This is a genomic window from Pantoea ananatis LMG 2665, from assembly GCF_000710035.2.
Classification (GTDB): Bacteria; Pseudomonadota; Gammaproteobacteria; order Enterobacterales; family Enterobacteriaceae; genus Pantoea; species Pantoea ananatis.
In genome coordinates, this window is sequence record NZ_JMJJ01000005.1 from 1,089,882 (window position 1) to 1,107,013 (window position 17,132).

At 51.3% G+C, this 17,132-nt stretch carries 25 protein-coding genes; 17 read left to right on the forward strand and 8 right to left on the reverse strand.

Features of this window, described 5'->3' with window-relative positions; translation table 11 throughout:
- Positions 1 to 43: 43 nt before the first annotated feature.
- The 8 genes from EL29_RS12975 to EL29_RS13010 are packed head-to-tail and all read right to left on the reverse strand — an operon-like array spanning position 44 to position 4,720.
- Positions 44 to 895 carry an antitermination protein Q gene (locus EL29_RS12975; protein ID WP_028715515.1) on the reverse strand — a complete coding sequence of 284 codons (852 nt, stop codon included), beginning with the start codon at positions 893 to 895 and terminating at the stop codon, positions 44 to 46.
- A gap of 38 nt (positions 896 to 933) precedes the next feature.
- Entirely contained in the window at positions 934 to 1,290 is a 357-nt protein-coding gene (locus EL29_RS12980) for a RusA family crossover junction endodeoxyribonuclease (protein ID WP_028715516.1), read from the reverse strand.
- Complete coding sequence (locus tag EL29_RS12985) at positions 1,290 to 2,702, reverse strand: replicative DNA helicase (protein WP_028715517.1); 1,413 nt, start codon at positions 2,700 to 2,702, stop codon at positions 1,290 to 1,292. Before EL29_RS12985 ends, EL29_RS12980 begins: the two co-directional genes overlap by 1 nt.
- The gene (locus EL29_RS12990; protein ID WP_033766090.1) at positions 2,695 to 3,759 is read right to left on the reverse strand and encodes a replication protein; all 1,065 of its coding nucleotides are present in this window, start codon (positions 3,757 to 3,759) and stop codon (positions 2,695 to 2,697) included. Before EL29_RS12990 ends, EL29_RS12985 begins: the two co-directional genes overlap by 8 nt.
- Positions 3,752 to 3,904 carry a hypothetical protein gene (locus EL29_RS12995; protein ID WP_155270046.1) on the reverse strand — a complete coding sequence of 51 codons (153 nt, stop codon included), beginning with the start codon at positions 3,902 to 3,904 and terminating at the stop codon, positions 3,752 to 3,754. Before EL29_RS12995 ends, EL29_RS12990 begins: the two co-directional genes overlap by 8 nt.
- Positions 3,905 to 3,959: 55 nt before the next feature.
- Positions 3,960 to 4,145 carry a DUF4222 domain-containing protein gene (locus EL29_RS13000; RefSeq protein WP_015700107.1) on the reverse strand — a complete coding sequence of 62 codons (186 nt, stop codon included), beginning with the start codon at positions 4,143 to 4,145 and terminating at the stop codon, positions 3,960 to 3,962.
- Positions 4,138 to 4,461: a hypothetical protein gene (locus EL29_RS13005; RefSeq protein WP_028715518.1), complete on the reverse strand. Its 324-nt coding sequence runs from the start codon at positions 4,459 to 4,461 to the stop codon at positions 4,138 to 4,140. The genes EL29_RS13000 and EL29_RS13005 overlap by 8 nt, the downstream gene beginning before the upstream one ends.
- Before the next feature lie 28 nt (positions 4,462 to 4,489).
- A complete protein-coding gene (locus EL29_RS13010) occupies positions 4,490 to 4,720 on the reverse strand; it encodes a transcriptional regulator (RefSeq protein WP_028715519.1) in 231 nt (76 codons plus the stop codon).
- Positions 4,721 to 4,817: 97 nt separating this feature from the next.
- Here EL29_RS13010 and EL29_RS13015 point away from each other — a divergent pair, with 97 nt between their 5' ends.
- The 17 genes from EL29_RS13015 to EL29_RS13090 all read left to right on the forward strand — a co-directional run bounded on the left by EL29_RS13015 (position 4,818) and on the right by EL29_RS13090 (position 16,938).
- Entirely contained in the window at positions 4,818 to 5,504 is a 687-nt protein-coding gene (locus EL29_RS13015) for a LexA family protein (RefSeq protein WP_028715520.1), read from the forward strand.
- 705 nt (positions 5,505 to 6,209) lie between these two features.
- Positions 6,210 to 6,644, forward strand: coding sequence for a hypothetical protein (locus tag EL29_RS13020; RefSeq protein WP_235193318.1), 435 nt, complete (start codon positions 6,210 to 6,212; stop codon positions 6,642 to 6,644).
- The gene (locus EL29_RS23330) at positions 6,641 to 6,769 is read left to right on the forward strand and encodes a hypothetical protein (RefSeq protein ID WP_268748755.1); all 129 of its coding nucleotides are present in this window, start codon (positions 6,641 to 6,643) and stop codon (positions 6,767 to 6,769) included. The genes EL29_RS13020 and EL29_RS23330 overlap by 4 nt, the downstream gene beginning before the upstream one ends.
- Positions 6,766 to 6,975 (forward strand): hypothetical protein, encoded by a 210-nt coding sequence (locus tag EL29_RS13025; protein WP_028715522.1) that lies wholly within the window; start codon positions 6,766 to 6,768, stop codon positions 6,973 to 6,975. Before EL29_RS23330 ends, EL29_RS13025 begins: the two co-directional genes overlap by 4 nt.
- The gene (gene exoX, locus EL29_RS13030; protein ID WP_029571456.1) at positions 6,944 to 7,612 is read left to right on the forward strand and encodes an exodeoxyribonuclease X; all 669 of its coding nucleotides are present in this window, start codon (positions 6,944 to 6,946) and stop codon (positions 7,610 to 7,612) included. Before EL29_RS13025 ends, exoX begins: the two co-directional genes overlap by 32 nt.
- Position 7,613: 1 nt before the next feature.
- Complete coding sequence (locus EL29_RS13035; RefSeq protein WP_015700102.1) at positions 7,614 to 8,279, forward strand: ATP-binding protein; 666 nt, start codon at positions 7,614 to 7,616, stop codon at positions 8,277 to 8,279.
- A complete protein-coding gene (locus EL29_RS13040; protein WP_028715524.1) occupies positions 8,279 to 8,968 on the forward strand; it encodes a hypothetical protein in 690 nt (229 codons plus the stop codon). Before EL29_RS13035 ends, EL29_RS13040 begins: the two co-directional genes overlap by 1 nt.
- Positions 8,969 to 9,052: 84 nt before the next feature.
- Entirely contained in the window at positions 9,053 to 9,586 is a 534-nt protein-coding gene (locus tag EL29_RS13045; RefSeq protein ID WP_028715525.1) for a hypothetical protein, read from the forward strand.
- Positions 9,579 to 9,869 (forward strand): hypothetical protein, encoded by a 291-nt coding sequence (locus tag EL29_RS13050; RefSeq protein ID WP_029571457.1) that lies wholly within the window; start codon positions 9,579 to 9,581, stop codon positions 9,867 to 9,869. The genes EL29_RS13045 and EL29_RS13050 overlap by 8 nt, the downstream gene beginning before the upstream one ends.
- Positions 9,869 to 10,387 carry a YfdS family phage-associated protein gene (locus EL29_RS13055; protein ID WP_033766094.1) on the forward strand — a complete coding sequence of 173 codons (519 nt, stop codon included), beginning with the start codon at positions 9,869 to 9,871 and terminating at the stop codon, positions 10,385 to 10,387. The genes EL29_RS13050 and EL29_RS13055 overlap by 1 nt, the downstream gene beginning before the upstream one ends.
- Position 10,388: 1 nt before the next feature.
- A complete protein-coding gene (locus tag EL29_RS13060) occupies positions 10,389 to 10,604 on the forward strand; it encodes a hypothetical protein (protein WP_028715527.1) in 216 nt (71 codons plus the stop codon).
- Entirely contained in the window at positions 10,601 to 11,020 is a 420-nt protein-coding gene (locus tag EL29_RS13065; RefSeq protein ID WP_050442538.1) for a hypothetical protein, read from the forward strand. The genes EL29_RS13060 and EL29_RS13065 overlap by 4 nt, the downstream gene beginning before the upstream one ends.
- A 220-nt stretch (positions 11,021 to 11,240) precedes the next feature.
- Positions 11,241 to 11,522, forward strand: a complete 282-nt coding sequence (locus EL29_RS13070; protein ID WP_028715528.1) for a hypothetical protein — start codon at positions 11,241 to 11,243, stop codon at positions 11,520 to 11,522.
- A gap of 1,342 nt (positions 11,523 to 12,864) precedes the next feature.
- The gene (locus EL29_RS13080) at positions 12,865 to 13,722 is read left to right on the forward strand and encodes a phage N-6-adenine-methyltransferase (protein WP_028715529.1); all 858 of its coding nucleotides are present in this window, start codon (positions 12,865 to 12,867) and stop codon (positions 13,720 to 13,722) included.
- The gene (locus EL29_RS13085) at positions 13,719 to 15,575 is read left to right on the forward strand and encodes a DNA cytosine methyltransferase (RefSeq protein ID WP_028715530.1); all 1,857 of its coding nucleotides are present in this window, start codon (positions 13,719 to 13,721) and stop codon (positions 15,573 to 15,575) included. Before EL29_RS13080 ends, EL29_RS13085 begins: the two co-directional genes overlap by 4 nt.
- Positions 15,572 to 15,778 (forward strand): hypothetical protein, encoded by a 207-nt coding sequence (locus EL29_RS23115; protein WP_024471313.1) that lies wholly within the window; start codon positions 15,572 to 15,574, stop codon positions 15,776 to 15,778. Before EL29_RS13085 ends, EL29_RS23115 begins: the two co-directional genes overlap by 4 nt.
- A complete protein-coding gene (locus EL29_RS13090) occupies positions 15,736 to 16,938 on the forward strand; it encodes an Arm DNA-binding domain-containing protein (protein ID WP_033766100.1) in 1,203 nt (400 codons plus the stop codon). Before EL29_RS23115 ends, EL29_RS13090 begins: the two co-directional genes overlap by 43 nt.
- The last annotated feature ends 194 nt before the right edge of the window (positions 16,939 to 17,132 follow it).

A 17,132-nucleotide genomic window follows, 5' to 3' on the forward strand; every position in this document is an offset into this window, starting at 1 on the left:
TAATGGTCCATTTTATTCACGCCGTCAATACATGAGATAAATCTTATTGCTTCATATTCCTGATTTCGCTGTTTCCGGTCACACGCTGTAGCATATCGCCCGCTATGGACTCTTCCTTGTGGCACTGGGTTATCAGCGCTTCATAGAACGGTTTAAAATTGCGTGACCAGGTTGGCTGGCTTACTGCCATAGCGGCATAACCAACAGCACGCCGCACAGTTTCAGCAGGCAGACGCGCATAACCGCGGCCGGTGCATTTGGTGCAGGTTTTCATCACGGGGACTCCCTGAATCTCACTCTGCTCAAGGTCCAGAACTTTGCCTTTACCATGACAGCGACACGCATTGCTGATCACGCCCTTCCCTTCACAGGTGCCGCAACGGACACGCTGAATCTCTCTTACCTCTCTGACTTTCTCATAACTGGACGGTACGAAGCCTTCGACCCCCATACGGACAGAGGCTTTCACCAACTCCCGCGCCGGAAAAGGCATGTGTGATTTAGTGGTGAATACCTCCGCGTCGATAAACCCGGTACCACCACAGCAGGTACAGGGGCGCTGGCTTGCGGCGCTGCGCGAATAGTCCATGTAGGCAAACGTTGCGAGCAATTGCACAAATTCGCGTTTAATATTCTCATCGAGTTCGGCGACTGCCCGGAAAAGCCCCGCCTTACTCATACCGAATTCAGTTAACATTTCTACAGCGCGATCACTGGACGTAATGCCATGCTTGGACAGGAATAATTCAAAGCCGAAACGAGCCTGCGCGCCAGTCAGCCCGAAGGATGCCATCACATCCGAAATATCCAGGCTGTCACTGGCCGTTGCCCGTGGAGAATCGCTGAACATAGGTGATTTAGGTGCGAAAAACTTTATCGTGCTTTCAAGGTTCAAGGTGATTCTCCTTACTGAATTTTGCTGCGTTTATAGTCTCAGGCAATGCTCTCGATCCTTATCTGCCCTTTTTCTCCCCAGATTTTTGTAATACGTGCATCCCATACGGCGCAGTCGTCTTCAAACACGGCATCCATCAACGCTTTGTGCAGATTATCGACATCGGGCCTTTGCTGGTGGGGCTGGCCGCTGAACTGCGCACGCTTCTTTTTGCTCCAGCTGTCGGGCATGGGCAATACAAACGTGATGTGACAACCGCTGTCAGGCAACTTTATTTGGTTTAAGCGCACCTCATCGCAAAATGCCCGGTACCGGAGAACAGCCGGCCGTTTTGCCCAGCGGTCACGTTGAGTCTGGCGGGGCTTGCCCAGCGGCGTGATGTCATAGATTTTGATCAAAATAGTCTCCCCGTTTTTTCACTACCGTTGCGTGATGATTTGTCCCGGCCAGCCTGCGCCGGTCTTTCGCGGGCAAGCTGCGCCGCTATTGCCTGATCTGTTCCACGGAAATGCCCGTTGCGGAATTCCTGATAAACCACGCCGCCCTGTGGGCCATGACGGTTTTTACCGATAATGATTTCAGCCAGGTGCGCGGCCGGACTGTCCGGGTTATAGGCACCATCGCGATAAATGAACCAGATGCCGTCCGCGTCCTGCTCAATGCTGCCACTGTCACGCAGATCGGCATTTAACGGGCGCTTGTTCGGGCGTTTTTCCACTTCGCGCGACAGCTGACTAAGGCAGATGACGGGAGTATTAAGCTCCATCGCCATGGTTTTAAGGCCGCGTGTAATCTCGCCGATTGCCAGGTCATTACGTTCTGCCGATGGCTTTTTGATGAGCCCCAGATAGTCAGCCAGGATAAGCGACAGGCCCGGATAACGGTTTTTATGACGTGTGGCCACCGCCCGGATTTGTTCAATGCTGAGGTTTGTTGCATCGACAACCCAGACATCGAGATTTGCAAGCTCAGCCAGCCCCATGGAGATCCGGCCCCAGTCCTCGTCATCGAGGTGGCTGGCTTTGCGCAGTTTGGAAACGGATACGTTGGATGCATTCGCCAGCTGGCGCTCGATGATCTGGCCTGCCTGCATTTCCATGCTGAAAATCAGAACACCGCGCTGCACCCGCTCAGTACCGAGCGAAACAGTGCGCTGGGCTATGCCCTCGGCGATTTTCAGTGCCAGCTCGGTCTTACCCATTCCCGGGCGGGCAGCGATAACGATCAGGTCGGTGTCGTTTAATCCACCTGTGATTTCATCCAGATCATCAATGCCCGTTTTGATGGTGTTCGACTCTTCATCACCGGCCACACGTTTTTCCAGCGTGTCCATATACCCGTTAAGCAGTTCACTCGCGCGTATCGGCAGCACTTCTTCATCTGGCCGACTGATGTTCATCAGCTGGCGCGTGAAGTCCTGAATACCTTCCATCGCGGTGTCATGGTTGTAGGCGCTGGTGATCTTCTCGTAATGGCTCTCCATAAGGCTGACAAAGCCACGAACCATGTATTTTTCATTGAGGCTTTTTGCATAGCCTTTCATGTTCGCCGCGCTCGGCACCATCTTCATGGTTTCCATGACGTCAGCAAAAATACCGTTTTCATTGCCCATGGCCTCTGCCACCAGCAGCGCATCAATCATTTTCTTCTGCGTCGCCTGGCGCTTAATCTCGGTATACAGCTTTGAGTAAAACGGGTTCGTGAATGCTGCTGGCTCGACGGTAGCCAGGACGTCGTAGGCATCAGGCGTCAAACCGGAATGAAGCAGGCAACCCAGCACGCTGGCTTCGAGATACAGATCAGACATGGTTGCCCCTCCGTACCAACAGCAGCGTGTCAGGCTTCATCAGCCAGTCGAAGTTCGCATGCCAGCCGCTGTTGCTTTGGCCGAAATAGGATGCGCGGGCCTCATTGAAAAAAGCTCTGAAGTAATTGCGGAAACACTCGTTTGCCGATTTTTCACGGGGGAAATGTGTCGCCAGACGGCGGATAGCCTTCACTCTGTCTTCGTCAATTTCGGCATACATCAGACGGCCGGCCGCTAAATCGTTGTAAGCATCAATCACAGCATCGCAGTCAACTTCAACCTGATTTTCATCCCACTGGGTGGCGTCAGCCAGATAGCCGTCGAACCGGTTCACACGGCAGATGTTAGCGGGCTTGGCTACCGTACCGTTACGGCGTTTCCACGTCTCCGCGACCCAGCGCACCACCAGCTTGAGGTCATTAACGGTGTAGGCTTCGCGGGATGGACGTTCAGTAAGTAAAACGGCAAAAGCTTCTGCAGAGCGGCAGGTGGTGCCTGTGACCTCGTTGTAATACTCCAGGACCTGTTTTGCCTGTGAAAAAACTTCCTCCGAAAATTCCCCCTTGGGGGCTTTAGGGGGATCTGTATTTATTGTCTTTTGAATATTGTCTTTTGTGTTTAGCTGTTTTGGCGAATGGGTATTAGCTGTTTCGGCTAAACTTTTATTAGCTGACTCAGCTAAACATTCGCTGATCTGGCTAATTTTCTTCATATCCCACATTGATACATACTTGTTAATACCCACCTTCGAGCCACCCTGAACTAAAAAACCTCGCTCGATAAGCTGACGCTTAGAAGAGCAAACGTGTGTATGGTGAATGCCCGTCATTGCGGCAATCTGGGTATTGGTAATCCGGTCCATGGACTTGTTGAAACCATAGGTTTTACGCATCACGGCCAGCATGATTTTTAACTGACGAGCAGTAAGATCAGCCTGTAGTAGCTGATCGGTAAGCTCATTAGCGACACGCATGAAGCCATCATCGGTATCGGCCACGCGCTGCTCCTCACGCCCCGGACGGGCGCTAAATTGGATTATTTCTGCGGTATTACTCATGGCCGGACTTCTCCCGCTTCGCCTGCTCCAGTGCCTGACGTAGCAGCCGACAGGCATCAGGTGAATACTGGCGTGCGAGTTCATCCCGCGCCATGTCTTTATGTACAGTAGTTTCCTGTTGCGGCTTACGGCGTTTTTGTCGCATAATTAACCTCGCTTCCCAAAAGCAACGCTGTACACGACTGGACAGTTGGCGCTGTTCAGTCGCTCTTTCCCACCTCAATGAAATACTTCTCGAAGTACCATTTCGGTACACAGCACAGATGTTCGTAATCAGGACGCATGAAGATGATCCTACGTTCCTGCCTGTCGTAACTGATGATGCGCACGACAATGCCGCGCTTGTCCCGAAAGCGCTTGTCGGTTTCAACAAACCTTTCATCCACCAGCGCCCCCCTCTTTCACACGAATGTGCTCAAGCATTGATAAGAGCGTTCGGGCCTCTTCACCTGTCAAAATCACGTTTTGCTCACACCCCGGCGCCGCGATGCATCCCTCTGGCAAACCCAGCTGGTGAATCATTCGGCATGCCAGTTGGCAGATGCGGATCTTCTGACGACTGAGACCAGAAGGATGAATCCCCATATCGAGCGCCAGGGCCTTATTACCTTGAGTGATTGCCTCACGGTGAAAAAAGCTCTCCAGCGTTTCCGGCTTACAGTTAACACGTACCGAATTGCTCGAAATTGCAGTTGATTCCATTTACTTTCTTCCCTCGTAATTGTTGAAATTAAGCCGCTTTTAATTCAGGCCAGATGCTTTCCCAGTCAGTAGGATGGAGGTTTTTACGTGTAACTTTTCCATCACTGGCTTTTTCAATGAGCACGCACAGCGCCGGTCCAAGCTCATGGTTTTTGCTCAACGCTTTACGCAAATAACCAATGGTTGTTCCGCACGTATCCGCAAAAGTGCGTTGCTCACTGAGAGATAGGGCGTTTAGGTAGATCCGTAACTCTTCCATCTCATGGTTCCTGTTTACCTTTAATTTGATGGAGTTTACCCACAGGTAACGCTTTAAGCAATACCCGCAGGCCATTTACCACAGGGTAAATAAATTTATGATGTCGGACATGGACAAATACGAGAAAAGGCGTCAGCGCCTAATACAGATTCGAGATGAGTTCTGCGGCGGAAAAGCTGTGGAAGTTGCTCGCAAAATCGAAAGAGAACCTTCTTACGTCTCGCGCATGCTTTATGAAGATGGTAAAAAAGGTAAAAAGCGGATCGCGGATGATATGGTTGAAGTCATCGAAAAAGCTTTTTCTTTACCGCGTGGCTGGATGGATGGCATTTCTGATGATGGCCATGGAAATGTCCAGTTCGCACAGAAACACAAAGAAACGAAAGGATTCCCGTTGATCAGCTGGGTAAGCGCAGGGCAATGGCTAGAAGCTATAGAGCCCTACAAATTACATGAAATTGACGAGTGGCCAGAAACAACTATCAATGCTGGTCCTCAATCTTTCTGGCTCACGGTTCGAGGTGATTCAATGACTTCCCCCGTTGGATTCACCGTGCCAGAAGGCATGATTATTTTGGTGGATCCCAGCAAAGAAGCCAAAAGCGGTAAACTGGTCGTCGCCAAGCTAACGAATGACAATGAGGCAACCTTCAAAATGTACATCGAGGATGCCGGTCGTAAGTTCCTTAAGCCCCTTAATCCCCAATACCCCATCACTGAAATTGACGGAAATTGCACCATTATCGGCACTGTGATCGATGTGAAGTGGCAAAAAATACCGTAAGCCATCAAATCTAACCCGCTTCAAGCGGGTTTTTTTATATCTGAATTTTCTCAAGTCAAAAAATTAAATTACCTGAAATTTCAATCAGGTAAACTTTTACGCCCAAATTGTTTACCTTTGGGTATAGACAGATGAATTACCTTGGGGTAACGTTTGTTACACAGCAAGACGCAGCCTACCGCAGACAGCTGTTCTGCTCTTTAACAAGTGAACATGTAATCACCGCGCTGGTGGCTGAGAGGCCCGAACTCAGCACCCTGGCATCCCCTAACCTCACGGGGTAAAGGCATCCCAGGCATGCGGCGGACAGTGTGGTGATTCAGTATTTTTTGAGCTGCGTGAGATAGCAGGCGCAGCATCAAAGCGAGCTGATCAGTATGTTTTTCGCCTCACCAGGGCAAAGTCCGGAATACCGCAGCAGTTTAGTTGGACTTAAAAGTAAAGGCGGGGTGCCGGTGGAAGTCCGGAACGCTGTATGGAGCGGTCAATCCTTCAATCTCGTTCTGGGCGAGTTCAATCCAGATGACAGCCGGAAGAGACGGCACGCAACAGGGTAGAGCATTTGGAGGCGCATCATTAAGCCGGCGAAGAGTGCTCTATCCGTTGTGGTGAATTGCAGTCCATCGAGACAACCAGAAGATCAGCACCTGGCGCCACAACCCCAAATTGCTGTGTAGTCTTTGGCCCCCGCCTCGGGGGCATTTTTTGACTGCTTATCAGCGCTCCGAGGTATCCATGAATTTCATACCAAAACTGACCCGGCAGCGCATTAGCAAACTGCCCGAGGGCACGCCGATCCGCATCGGTAACAGCGTCGTCGTTTTCGATGGCTGCAGCATTGAGCCCAATTACAAGGGCGAGGATGAAACCTTTGTTTATTACATCGATGCGGACGGCAAGCGGCATCGACATTTCGAATGGCTGTTACTCGATTCAGGCACCGAATTCATTGATTCAGAACTGTGCGAATACTGCGCCCGGTTCCGGCATCCCACGGACATAAAGCAGGCGGTAATCCGGTTCTGGAACCGCAGCGAGGTCCGGTCCTTTTGCAGCGACAAAGGCTGCGCAAACCTTTACCAGCAAACAATCCGCGTCCCGGCTGCGCGCCAGGGCAAAACAAGGAGACGTATCTCATGAGCCCTGTAGATCGCCTGCAGTTCAAACATCGCCTGACGGGCGCTGATTTCCACCCGAAGCCACGCCACTGGCTGACGCCGCTGCTTATCGCACTGTGTGTGGTGGCGGGAATGTACCTGTTATGACAGTGACAACCATCCCCACTGAATTTGCCCTTAATGAGGCAGTGCGTTCGCTTGCGCTGAGTACCATCCTGGCGCTGTGCGAGCAAAATCAAATCAGTCCGGCAGATCTGGAAATGCTGGCCCACCAGCTGGCCCAGCGTGAAGCAAACGCGGACGCTAAATCAGGAGCTGTGAATGTCCACCATCATTCGCGTGATCGACACTGAAACCACCAGCTTTGAAGGTGGCGTGTGTGAGCTGGCCAGCATCGACATCGTTGGCGGCAAACTGCGTAACCCGATGAGCGATTTTGTTAAGCCGCCAGAGCCGATTACCGTTGGCGCCATGGCAGTGCATCACATCACTGATGAGATGGTTGCCGATGCCCCGCCGCTCAGCGATGTAATTGACCGTTATCTGGGTGCCGACGTTTACGTGGCGCACAACGCTGCGTTTGACCGGCCAAAGCTACCCCAGATAACCGCGCCGTGGATCTGCACACTCAAGCTGGCCCGAAAGCTTTATCCGGAACTGGAAAGCCACTCCAACCAGTATTTGCGTTATCACTTCATGCTTGATGTCGATGTGCCTGAAAACCTGCACGCGCACCGGGCGCTGTATGACTGTTACGTTACAGCGGCGCTTCTGCTACGCCTGAACCGCGACGCGCGCCTGACGATAGCGCAGATGCGTGACATTTCCGCGCGGCCTTCCCTGCTTCACACGATGCGCTTTGGCAAGCATAAGGGCAAAACCTTCGAAGAGATTGCCGGACAGGACCAGGGTTATCTCCGCTGGGCGCTGGCAAATATGGATCTGGATGAAGACCAGAAATTTACCATGCAACATTATCTGGAGGGCTGATATGGGCATTCCGGTTCTTATTCTGGGTGATTCAGGTTCTGGCAAATCAGCCAGCCTGATGCACCTGAACCCCGACGATGGTTTTCTGGTTAACCCGGAAAACAAACGTCTCCCATTTAAATCCAGTGGCTGGAAGCCTCGCGACTTCACAGCTAAAACCGGCAACGTGTTTTTTACTGATGTGCCAGGCGACATTGTGTTGATCATCACCCACGCCCGCCGCGCCGGTAAGAAATTCGTTGTGGTTGACGATTTTCAGTATGTGATGGGTAACCAGTTCATGCGGCGCCGCAGTGAAAAGTCATTCGAGAAGTTCACCGAGATCGGGGGCGGCGCATGGGACGTGATCCGGGCAGCGCAGGCAGCGGAAGACGATTTGATTGTGTATTTCCTTGCTCACACGGAAGAGACACCAGCCGGCCGAATCAAGATGAAGACGATTGGCAAAATGCTGGACGAAAAAATCACGGTTGAGGGGATGTTCAGTATTGCCCTGCGTACCGGCGTGACTGACGGGCGCTATTACTTCACCACCCAGTCGGACGGAACGGACCCGGTTAAATCCCCGATCGGCCTGTTCGACCAATTCCAGATTGATAACGACCTGAACGCCGTTGATACGGCTATACGGGGCTATTACGAACTTAATGACGGAGTAACCGCATAATGCAGCAGCCAATTTTCACCTTTGATCCAGAATCAGCCAAGGCATCAGGCCCGGGCGGCGCATCTGAAACAGGTGCCTATACAGGCACTATTCGCAGCGCTGTGTTTACCAGCGGGCGTGATTCTCAGTCCCAATCCATGGAGTTCTCCCTCGATTCGGATGTGGGCTCGATCAACTACCTTCGCGTTTCATACATTGGCCGCGATGGAAATCCGCTTAAAGGCGGTACCGCGATGATTAACGCCATTATGGGCCTGACCCAGACCAAGCAGCTTTTTTCAACAGAGGTTCAGGGCGAAAACGGACCGGAGTATCACTGTAAGGATCTGGAGGGAAAGCCTATCGGCTTTGTTCTACAGAAAGTCCTGTACACCAAAACCGATGGTGGTGACGGGTATAAGTTCGAAATCCGCCAGGCGTTTGGCACCAAGACACGTAAGACGTACAAAGAAGCAATGGAGAATCTTCCAGCCGAAGCCATAGAGAAATTGCTGTCAGTTCTTACTGATCGCGACGAACGGATGGCTCAGCCCACGATGAGTGGTTTGCCTGCTAATAATCAGCGCTCAATGTTAGGTGGACATCAGCAATCTGCAACAGGAAACAACAATTCACGTCTTGCCCAGGCCACTGGAGGTGGACGAAACAATAATCCGCCGCCTGACTTCGACGACGATATTCCATTCTGACGAAGTACAAAAAACACTCGTAATTTTGATTACTGTTCACCATAACCGCCTGCATCTGAGGCGGTTTTTTTATGAGATTTTACTATGTCATGGATAACCACTCAGTCGGGCAAACACTTCGATTACACCAATGTGACAGCGGATGCTATCTGCATTGAAGACATCGCCTGCGCCCTTTCCAACATCTGCCGCTTCACCTGCCATGTGCAGGACTTTTACAGCGTGGCGCAGCACTCCGTTCACGTCAGCTACCTGGTAGAACCAGAGTTCGCGCTCGAAGCCCTGTTGCACGATGCCGCCGATGCTTACTGCAGCGACATTAATTCGCAGCTTAAGCAATTGCTGCCTGATTACCGCCTCATGATCAAGTCGGTTGAGGAAGCCATAGCGGATAAATTCGGCTTACCCCACGCAATGAGCGCCCCGGTTAAGAATGCGGATCTGGTCTTGCTCGCGACCGAACGCCGCGACCTTGATTTAGACGATGGTAAGCGTTGGCCCATGCTGGATGGTATTGAGGCAGACACCACATTCATGATCGCCCCGCTAAACCCACGCCAGGCACGTGTGCTTTTCCTTCAACGTTACAACAATTTGAAAGGTGATCATCATGGCTAAATGTAATTGTCTCGATCAAGCCAAAGACATGCTTCACGCCCACTTAGTTAAAGACATGCCTGAAGGCAGCGAGTTAGGCGATATCTGGGACGGTTGCGGATGGGACAATCAAATCCTGTCTCTGGGTGAAAAGGGGGGCATTCACGTCATGCTCAAGTACAAGGTGGCGTATCGTGTCCCGAAGAAAAATGGAGAGCTATCAAAAAATTTCACCCGCAGAGAATGCTCCTTAAAAATGAGCCATTGCCCTCTGTGCGGGATAAAGATGGAGGACAGTGAATAATGAAAATTACCGTTCCCGAAATGCGCGGTTTGCTGAAAGGCCTTTGCCTTCCTGCAGATATCCGAACCGGCGAGTACCTTCCTGAATATCTGGTGCGCAAATTCGATGAATTGCAGCAGAAGCTGGATGCGATGGCGGCGGAGAATGCGGCGCTGAAAAAGATATTAACTCCCTCAGAAATCCCTGAAGAAGCAATCACAGCTTTTGAGAATACAGTTGAATTTGACCACGACTTTAAAGAAGGCAATAGCTGGACGTGGGTTGATAATGAAACCGAAGTTATCAGGGCAGTGTTAGCAGCGATGAGCTTGCCAGAAACCCCAGCCACCGACGCTTACCTGAACTCGGTGCGGGCGGAAGGCGTGGAAATTCTGACAACAAGGCTGCAGCAGTTGATTGATGAAGGCGTATTTGACGCGAAAGAAATCGGCGTAGCGGCTGGTGCGGTTTATGAAGGCGCTCAAATAGCTGCAAACCTTCGCTCCGGCACCCATGACACTGCGGATAAGGCGGACTGATATGGCTAAATCTCAAATGCGCCTCGCTAATCGTGCGTGGCGCACTGAAACAAAGGCGCTCGGATGGGATAAGGGCTGGAAGTTTGGCCGCAAAGCGTGGAAATCTTTCTGTCGTTCGAATGCCGAAGTTACTGTTGATTGTCAGTGCGAACCATTCAGAAACCAGGAAGAAGCCAACGAAGCCGTATATGAAGAATTAACGGAGTGGACACCATGACAACTAATTCCCCAAATCCAGTTGATGGTGATGTGCAGGAATTAATTTCTGATGCAGAAGCAATCATTGAGTTATTCGAGTCTGCGGGTGCCATTAATCAAATCGCTTATAAGCTGGCGAAAATTGCTCACGCATCGCTGACGGCTGTGCCAAAAAGAATGCGCCAGGCTAACGGCGAAAGCAGTAGAACATGGGTAGAGTGTGGTAGCGACTATCATCGCGGAACTGACTTTTACACCACCCCACCAGCCCAGCTTTTGCGTCCAGTGGAGTTGCCAGACGAGGCACCCAACGCTTTGGTCGCGCTTTGCCAGCAGATGTACGACCAAAAAAGCACTGGCACATCAGTTGCACACGATGTTTGGCAGGATTGTTTGGATGAATTATTCCAACAGGCTAGCGAGGTGAAATCATGATTAAGCCCTGTCTAAACGAGGTGGCGCCATGCTGATCGGCTTCGTCCTTATCATTTCCTCTATACTGCCAGTGCCTGTAAGCGAAGACATCTATCCAACCCTGAACGCATGCGAACACGTTAAAGAACAGCTGCTTAAGCGAGAGCCAATTTCTCAGCTTGAATGTGCGGAAGTCAGGCGCTAAATTACTGTATAAATAAACAGTTATTTGGTGGTATGTATGCGCAGGTTTGTCAGCGGAGGTTTAACTTTCTATCTTCTGGATCCGGGTGACGCTGAGCCAAATTTAGCAAAGGAATATCTCTATATCCCACGATACCTTATCAAGCCTGTCGATAATGGATGGCGTGCTTTAATCCTGCACACTAACGAACGAGACTGGCAACAAATCAGCGACCGCTTGTTTGTTTCAGAGAACGAAGCGTTTAACTTCGCGTATGAGCATTTTTCTGTTGAGCAGAGTAAAACAGAGCGGCTTCTCCCTGGATGGAAAAGTGTGTGATTAACCCTAAACCGCGAAAGCGGTTTTTTTACGTCCCTATCCCAATGAAAACAAAATTCCTCGCGCACTACGCGCGGCACAAACCCCTGTATGACGTGTCCGTTTCTGGGTGCGTCTGGATCCTGCTGCTCATGGCAATGCTTTGTCTTGAGCTTTATCTCCAGTGAGGTGAGTTCATGGATACTCAGTTATCCCAGGGAAAGCCTACTGGAACGGCCGTCAGGTTACCTGCTGCTGTTCCGCCTATGATTTCCCGCATCGCTTTAGCGGTGGTCGGTGCAATGGCTACCAGATGGCAAAAAACTGCTTTGAAAATCGTCTCAGTTGCATGAACTGCATTTGCCTTCATGAAGGTGGCTGCGACGTAGTGAACGAAACTGAGACTCCAGCCGAATGCCCCTATGTCCAGGACTTTTGTAATTACTATCAAGTCGATTTGGCAAAAAAATTTATTCGGTCCAAAAACATTCAAATTTAATTTATGAGCGAGGTCAGAATGTCAGTGCACTGGCACGGCGGCCCAATCTGGGGGGATAGGGAAACACCCACTGACTGGTTAATTAAAGCTTTATATCGCGATGGATGTTCTCTGGTTTCGTTCGCACGGCCAGAACAAATTAAAAAAATAGCAAACATACCGTGCCAAATATGGTTAGACAACGGAGCGTTTTCGCGCTGGAACAAAGCGAAAAAGGCACAACAAATAGTAGATTGGAATGATGTGTGGAATCAGTATTACGACTTTGTAGCCAGCTGGTATAGCAGAATAAATCATTTTCTAATACCCGATGTTATTGAGGGTAGCGAATCGGAAAATGATGAACTTATTAAACGTGTGCCAGCCTGGCTACGTGAAAAATCTGTACCAGTCTGGCATACAGATGAAAGCATGGAGCGTCTAATACGGCTGGCTGACAAATTTAAAACAGTTGCTGTTGGCTGTTGTGGTCCACACAGAGTTATCCGCACTAAAGCGTGGGAAAACCGAATGGATGAGGTTTTTACGGAGCTTTATATAAATAGAAAATCCAAGGTAAAAATACATGGTCTGCGCATGCTGGATGTTAGAGTCCTAAGCAAATATCCATTTGCCAGCGCTGATTCTACAAACGTTGCGATAAATGTCCCTCTCACAGAGAAAAGATTCCCAGCGATTAAAGACAAGCTAACCCGAACAGCTGTCATGCGTGCGGCTATTGAACAGGTTTTTCCACCGTCTATTAGCGCGTGGATAAACATTCAATCAGAGAATAAACCCAAACAAAATTTAATCATACCTTCGATTCAGTCAAATCAAGTGCATCAACCCTGTGGAGATATACCTCAAATGACTGAGCATGTCATGAACCCCTATTGCCTGGCGCTTGAATCATTGCGCGCCCAGCCTACCCACCAGTTAAAACAGATTGGCGATCAGTGGCGTACGCCCGATAGTCTCTGGTGGGGAATAAATTCGATGTTCGGTCCGTTCGTGCTGGACCTTTTTGCAGATGAAAGTAATGCCAAATGCGAGGCGTATTACAGCGCCGAAGATAACGCACTTTCGCAGAACTGGTCGGAACGCCTGGCGGAGCTAAACGGCGCAGCATACGCTAACCCACCCTATTCCCGCGCCTCGCAGTACGACGGGCAGTACATTACCGGCATGCGCCAGATAATAGCCCATACGCTTGCAATGCGTGAGGCTGGCGGTCGCTACGTCTTTCTGATTAAAGCGGCAACTGGCGAAGTCTGGTGGCCAGAGGATGCCGACCACATCGCATTCATTCGGGGCCGAATCAGTTTTGACCTGCCAGCATGGTATCGGCCAGAGGAAGGCCAGCCGAGTGAATCGTCTGCCGGGTTTGGCGCTGCTGTCGCTGTTTTTGATAAGTCCTGGCGTGGTCCAAAGTTCGATTACATCAGTCGTGATCAACTTGAATCCCGTGGCGCCACGTTTATGGCTCAAATTGAGCGAGCCGCGCAACGTCTGACGCCTCGAAATATTCCGGTCACCATCCCAGAGTCAGCGAATGATGTCTGGCCAGCAGAAGTACAGCTGTTAGCCGATCAGTTGCCAGACCTTAAATCACTCGCTACCGAGCACCAGCGCAAGGTCATGCATCACATGAACCGCATGCTGCTGGAGCGCCAGCCCTCAACAGAAATCATTGCTTCAGCGCAGTCGCTGACGGCCACTTTCGGAGAACAAACCCTGTGAGAGAAATCATTGTCGATAATTTTGCCGGGGGCGGCGGAGCCAGCACCGGCATCGAAATGGCAACCGGCCGCAGTGTCGATATCGCTATTAACCATGATCCCAACGCGATCGCCATGCACACAACCAACCACCCTGACACGCTACATTACTGTGAGTCTGTGTTCGACATTGACCCGGTGGCAGCTACCGGAGGCGCACCAGTCGGCCTGGCGTGGTTCTCACCTGATTGCCGCCATTTCAGCAAAGCCAAAGGCAGTAAGCCGGTTAAAAAAGAAATACGCGGTCTGGCATGGATTGTTGTTCGATGGGCGCTGGCAAAGCGTCCTCGCGTCATCATGCTTGAGAACGTTGAAGAGTTTAAAACCTGGGGGCCACTGTTACCCACGGAGGAACGACCAGATCCGGCCCGCGCGGGTGAAACCTTTGCCGCCTTCGTTGGCATGCTGAGTAACGGCGTTCCTGTTGATCACCCTGCGCTGGATGAGGTGTGCGACTTCCTGCAAATCGGCCGGCACAGTGCTGATGCGAAAAAACTGGTTAAAGGCCTGGGCTATGCGGTTGAATATCGCGAGTTACGCGCCTGTGATTTTGGTGCGCCAACCATCCGCAAACGCTTCTTTATGGTCATGCGCTGTGACGGTGAGCCAGTTATTTGGCCGGAGCCGTCACACGGCGATCCGAAAAGCCTGGCCGTCCAGTCCGGACACCTCAAACCATGGCGCACAGCTGCAGAATGCATCGACTGGTCCATCCCCTGCCCGAGCATATTTGGACGCAGTAAGCCGCTGGCAGAAAACACGATGAAACGGATTGCGCGCGGCATCCAGCGATTCGTGCTCGACAATCCAACGCCATTTATCGTGAAGTGCAATCATACCACCAGCAAAGGTGGTTATGACTGCTTTCGCGGACAGTCGCTGCACGACCCGCTACAGACAATCACGCGCAAACAGGGCTATGCAGTAGTCACGCCACATCTGACAAAATTCCGTACCGGGGCAACCGGGCAGGATATTACCGATCCGGTCCCTACCATTACGGCGGGTACCTCTAAACGTCCGGGCGGCAACGGTCATGCGCTGGGAATGGTTGAGGCTCAACTAGCCCCGCTGGTTTCACGTCAGTTCGGCAATAGCGTTGGTCACCCTGTAAATGAACCTGCAGCAACGGTCACCGCTGGCGGTGGCGGGCACAGTGCGCTGGTTACCGCGTTCATGGCGAAGCACTTCGGCGGTAATTACACTGGCCCCGGTGCCGCGCTTGATGGGCCAGCGCATACAGTCACCACCACGGATCATCATGCTCTGGTTACCGCTAACATCATGGTTAACAACACGAGCCACCCGGGCGGCTCCGTTGAGGAACCCGCTCACACAGTGACGACGGGAAATCACCATGCTGTCGTCACGTCCAACCTGATTAAATTTCGCGGCACCAATACGGGCCAGACAACTGACAGCCCGGCACACACCATCACGGCAAACGGTAACCACCTGGGCGAGGTCCGGGCGTTCCTGATGAAGTATTACGGGAATGAAAAAGGCGGCGTAGGTCTGGACGAACCGCTGGGAACTGTGACCACAAATGACCGCTTTGGCCTGGTCACGGTTGATGGCACCGATTACCAGATTGTCGATATCGGCATGCGCATGCTACAGCCCCATGAACTCTATGCTGCGCAGGGTTTCCCGTCCTGGTACGTTATTGATCGGGATTATCGCGGCAACAAATATGCCAAAGATAAACAGGTTGCCCGCTGCGGCAATGCCGTCCCGCCACCGTTTGCCGAGGCTCTTGTGAGGGCCAATTTGCCAGAAATGTGTTCGCCTCTTTCACAGGAGAAAATCGCATGAGTCTTGATTGTGTACCCCTTTCCACCTACTGCAAAAACACTGGCGAATCGGTCGAAGCCATTAACAAACGGATACAAAGGAAGATCTGGCAGGAGGGTGTTCACGTATTAAAAGTGGACGGCGTTAAAGAGCGCTGGATTGATCTTGATGAGGTAAACAGATGGGCAAGAAAGAGCAGGGATCCGCTTTACCGCGGGGCGTGACAGTTCGCCGCCACCAAACCGGCGACACTCTTCAGCTTACCTTCACCTTTAAAGGGGTTCTCTGTCGGGAACCCCTTTCCGGTTTAGAGGTAAACCCACGCAATATTAAATATGCCGATCGCCTTCTGGGCGAAATACAAAACAAAATATCTCTGGGCACTTTTCTGTATGGCGATTACTTCCCAAAATCAAGGAAGCTGGCCACGTTCGGTGAAGTGAAGAAAACGAAAACGGTCAGGGAATACCTGGACGAGTACATTACGATCTGCACAAACCGCAAATTATCCCCCTCCACCATTGATGGCTATCAGAAGTGCATCACGTCATTGTCCGCGCTTCATGCTCTGCCTGTCACCGAACTGACAGCCGGAGCTATGAAGACGTGGATCAGCAATAAAAATGCCAAATTAAAAACCATCAGGAATCTGCTGTCATTTCTGCGCAGTGCGCTGGACGAGGCCGTTACTGATGGGCTTATCGAACTGAATCCGGTGTCGCTCGTTACTGCATCACGCTACCGGCCCAAACAGACGTCCGACGACAAAGACGATTATATCGTTGACCCGTTCACACCACAGGAGGCCAAAGCCATATTTGCAGCCTGTACCCATGATCAATGGCGTTACCTCTTCCAGTTCGCCATGCATACCGGCCTCCGCAGTTCTGAACTTTGCGCACTCCGCTGGCAGGATATAGACCTGGTGCATAACACGGTACACGTTCAGAAGGCGAGTGTAGTGGGTGTCATCAAAGGCACGAAAACCGCAGCCGGTACCCGTAAAGTTGAATTGGATGAAATGGCGCTGGCGGCGCTGACCGGGATGCGGCCTTACACCTTTATGCGAAGTGAATATGTGTTTGAGGATCCGAAAACAATGGAGCCGTGGAGCGGTTCCGCCGCAATTCGTAAAAAGGCCTGGATGCCTGCATTACGCCGAGCGCAAGTCCGGTACCGAAATCCATACCAGACACGACACACCTATGCGACCAGACATATCAGTATCGGCGTTAACCTTTACTGGCTGTCTGGCCAGATGGGGCATAAAGGCCCGGAAATGCTTTTCAGGCACTACGGTTCGTATCTGAAAGACTATGACGGCAACACTTCAAAGCAGCCAACACAGCTTGCAGTTGTTGGAGGGAAACAGCCGGGGAAATAGTTAAGGGGAGCGGGATGATTACGACAGAGAAAGGACACTGCGAGGACATGAAAATGCACGTACAATGCACGCGAAAATTTGATTTTTAAAAATATCCAATTAAATCAATGCTGGATAGAGTTTTGGGACGCGGGTTCAACTCCCGCCAGCTCCACCAAAATTCTTTCGCGGCGATACCAGAATTGTCCGCTGAA

Bases quoted from the DNA above. Each gene is read 5' to 3' on its own strand.
- EL29_RS13010 (WP_028715519.1), bottom strand. From the start codon at position 4,720: ATGGAAGAGTTACGGATCTACCTAAACGCCCTATCTCTCAGTGAGCAA.
- EL29_RS12995 (WP_155270046.1), bottom strand. From the start codon at position 3,904: ATGCGACAAAAACGCCGTAAGCCGCAACAGGAAACTACTGTACATAAA.
- EL29_RS13035 (WP_015700102.1), top strand. From the start codon at position 7,614: ATGGGCATTCCGGTTCTTATTCTGGGTGATTCAGGTTCTGGCAAATCA.
- EL29_RS13055 (WP_033766094.1), top strand. From the start codon at position 9,869: ATGAAAATTACCGTTCCCGAAATGCGCGGTTTGCTGAAAGGCCTTTGC.
- EL29_RS13060 (WP_028715527.1), top strand. From the start codon at position 10,389: ATGGCTAAATCTCAAATGCGCCTCGCTAATCGTGCGTGGCGCACTGAA.
- EL29_RS13070 (WP_028715528.1), top strand. From the start codon at position 11,241: ATGCGCAGGTTTGTCAGCGGAGGTTTAACTTTCTATCTTCTGGATCCG.
- EL29_RS12990 (WP_033766090.1), bottom strand. From the start codon at position 3,759: ATGAGTAATACCGCAGAAATAATCCAATTTAGCGCCCGTCCGGGGCGT.
- EL29_RS13045 (WP_028715525.1), top strand. From the start codon at position 9,053: ATGTCATGGATAACCACTCAGTCGGGCAAACACTTCGATTACACCAAT.
- EL29_RS23115 (WP_024471313.1), top strand. From the start codon at position 15,572: ATGAGTCTTGATTGTGTACCCCTTTCCACCTACTGCAAAAACACTGGC.
- EL29_RS13080 (WP_028715529.1), top strand. From the start codon at position 12,865: ATGAACCCCTATTGCCTGGCGCTTGAATCATTGCGCGCCCAGCCTACC.
- EL29_RS13050 (WP_029571457.1), top strand. From the start codon at position 9,579: ATGGCTAAATGTAATTGTCTCGATCAAGCCAAAGACATGCTTCACGCC.
- EL29_RS13040 (WP_028715524.1), top strand. From the start codon at position 8,279: ATGCAGCAGCCAATTTTCACCTTTGATCCAGAATCAGCCAAGGCATCA.
- EL29_RS13090 (WP_033766100.1), top strand. From the start codon at position 15,736: ATGGGCAAGAAAGAGCAGGGATCCGCTTTACCGCGGGGCGTGACAGTT.
- EL29_RS13005 (WP_028715518.1), bottom strand. From the start codon at position 4,461: ATGGAATCAACTGCAATTTCGAGCAATTCGGTACGTGTTAACTGTAAG.
- EL29_RS23330 (WP_268748755.1), top strand. From the start codon at position 6,641: ATGAGCCCTGTAGATCGCCTGCAGTTCAAACATCGCCTGACGGGCGCT.
- EL29_RS13065 (WP_050442538.1), top strand. From the start codon at position 10,601: ATGACAACTAATTCCCCAAATCCAGTTGATGGTGATGTGCAGGAATTA.
- EL29_RS13015 (WP_028715520.1), top strand. From the start codon at position 4,818: ATGATGTCGGACATGGACAAATACGAGAAAAGGCGTCAGCGCCTAATA.
- exoX (WP_029571456.1), top strand. From the start codon at position 6,944: ATGTCCACCATCATTCGCGTGATCGACACTGAAACCACCAGCTTTGAA.
- EL29_RS13025 (WP_028715522.1), top strand. From the start codon at position 6,766: ATGACAGTGACAACCATCCCCACTGAATTTGCCCTTAATGAGGCAGTG.
- EL29_RS12985 (WP_028715517.1), bottom strand. From the start codon at position 2,702: ATGTCTGATCTGTATCTCGAAGCCAGCGTGCTGGGTTGCCTGCTTCAT.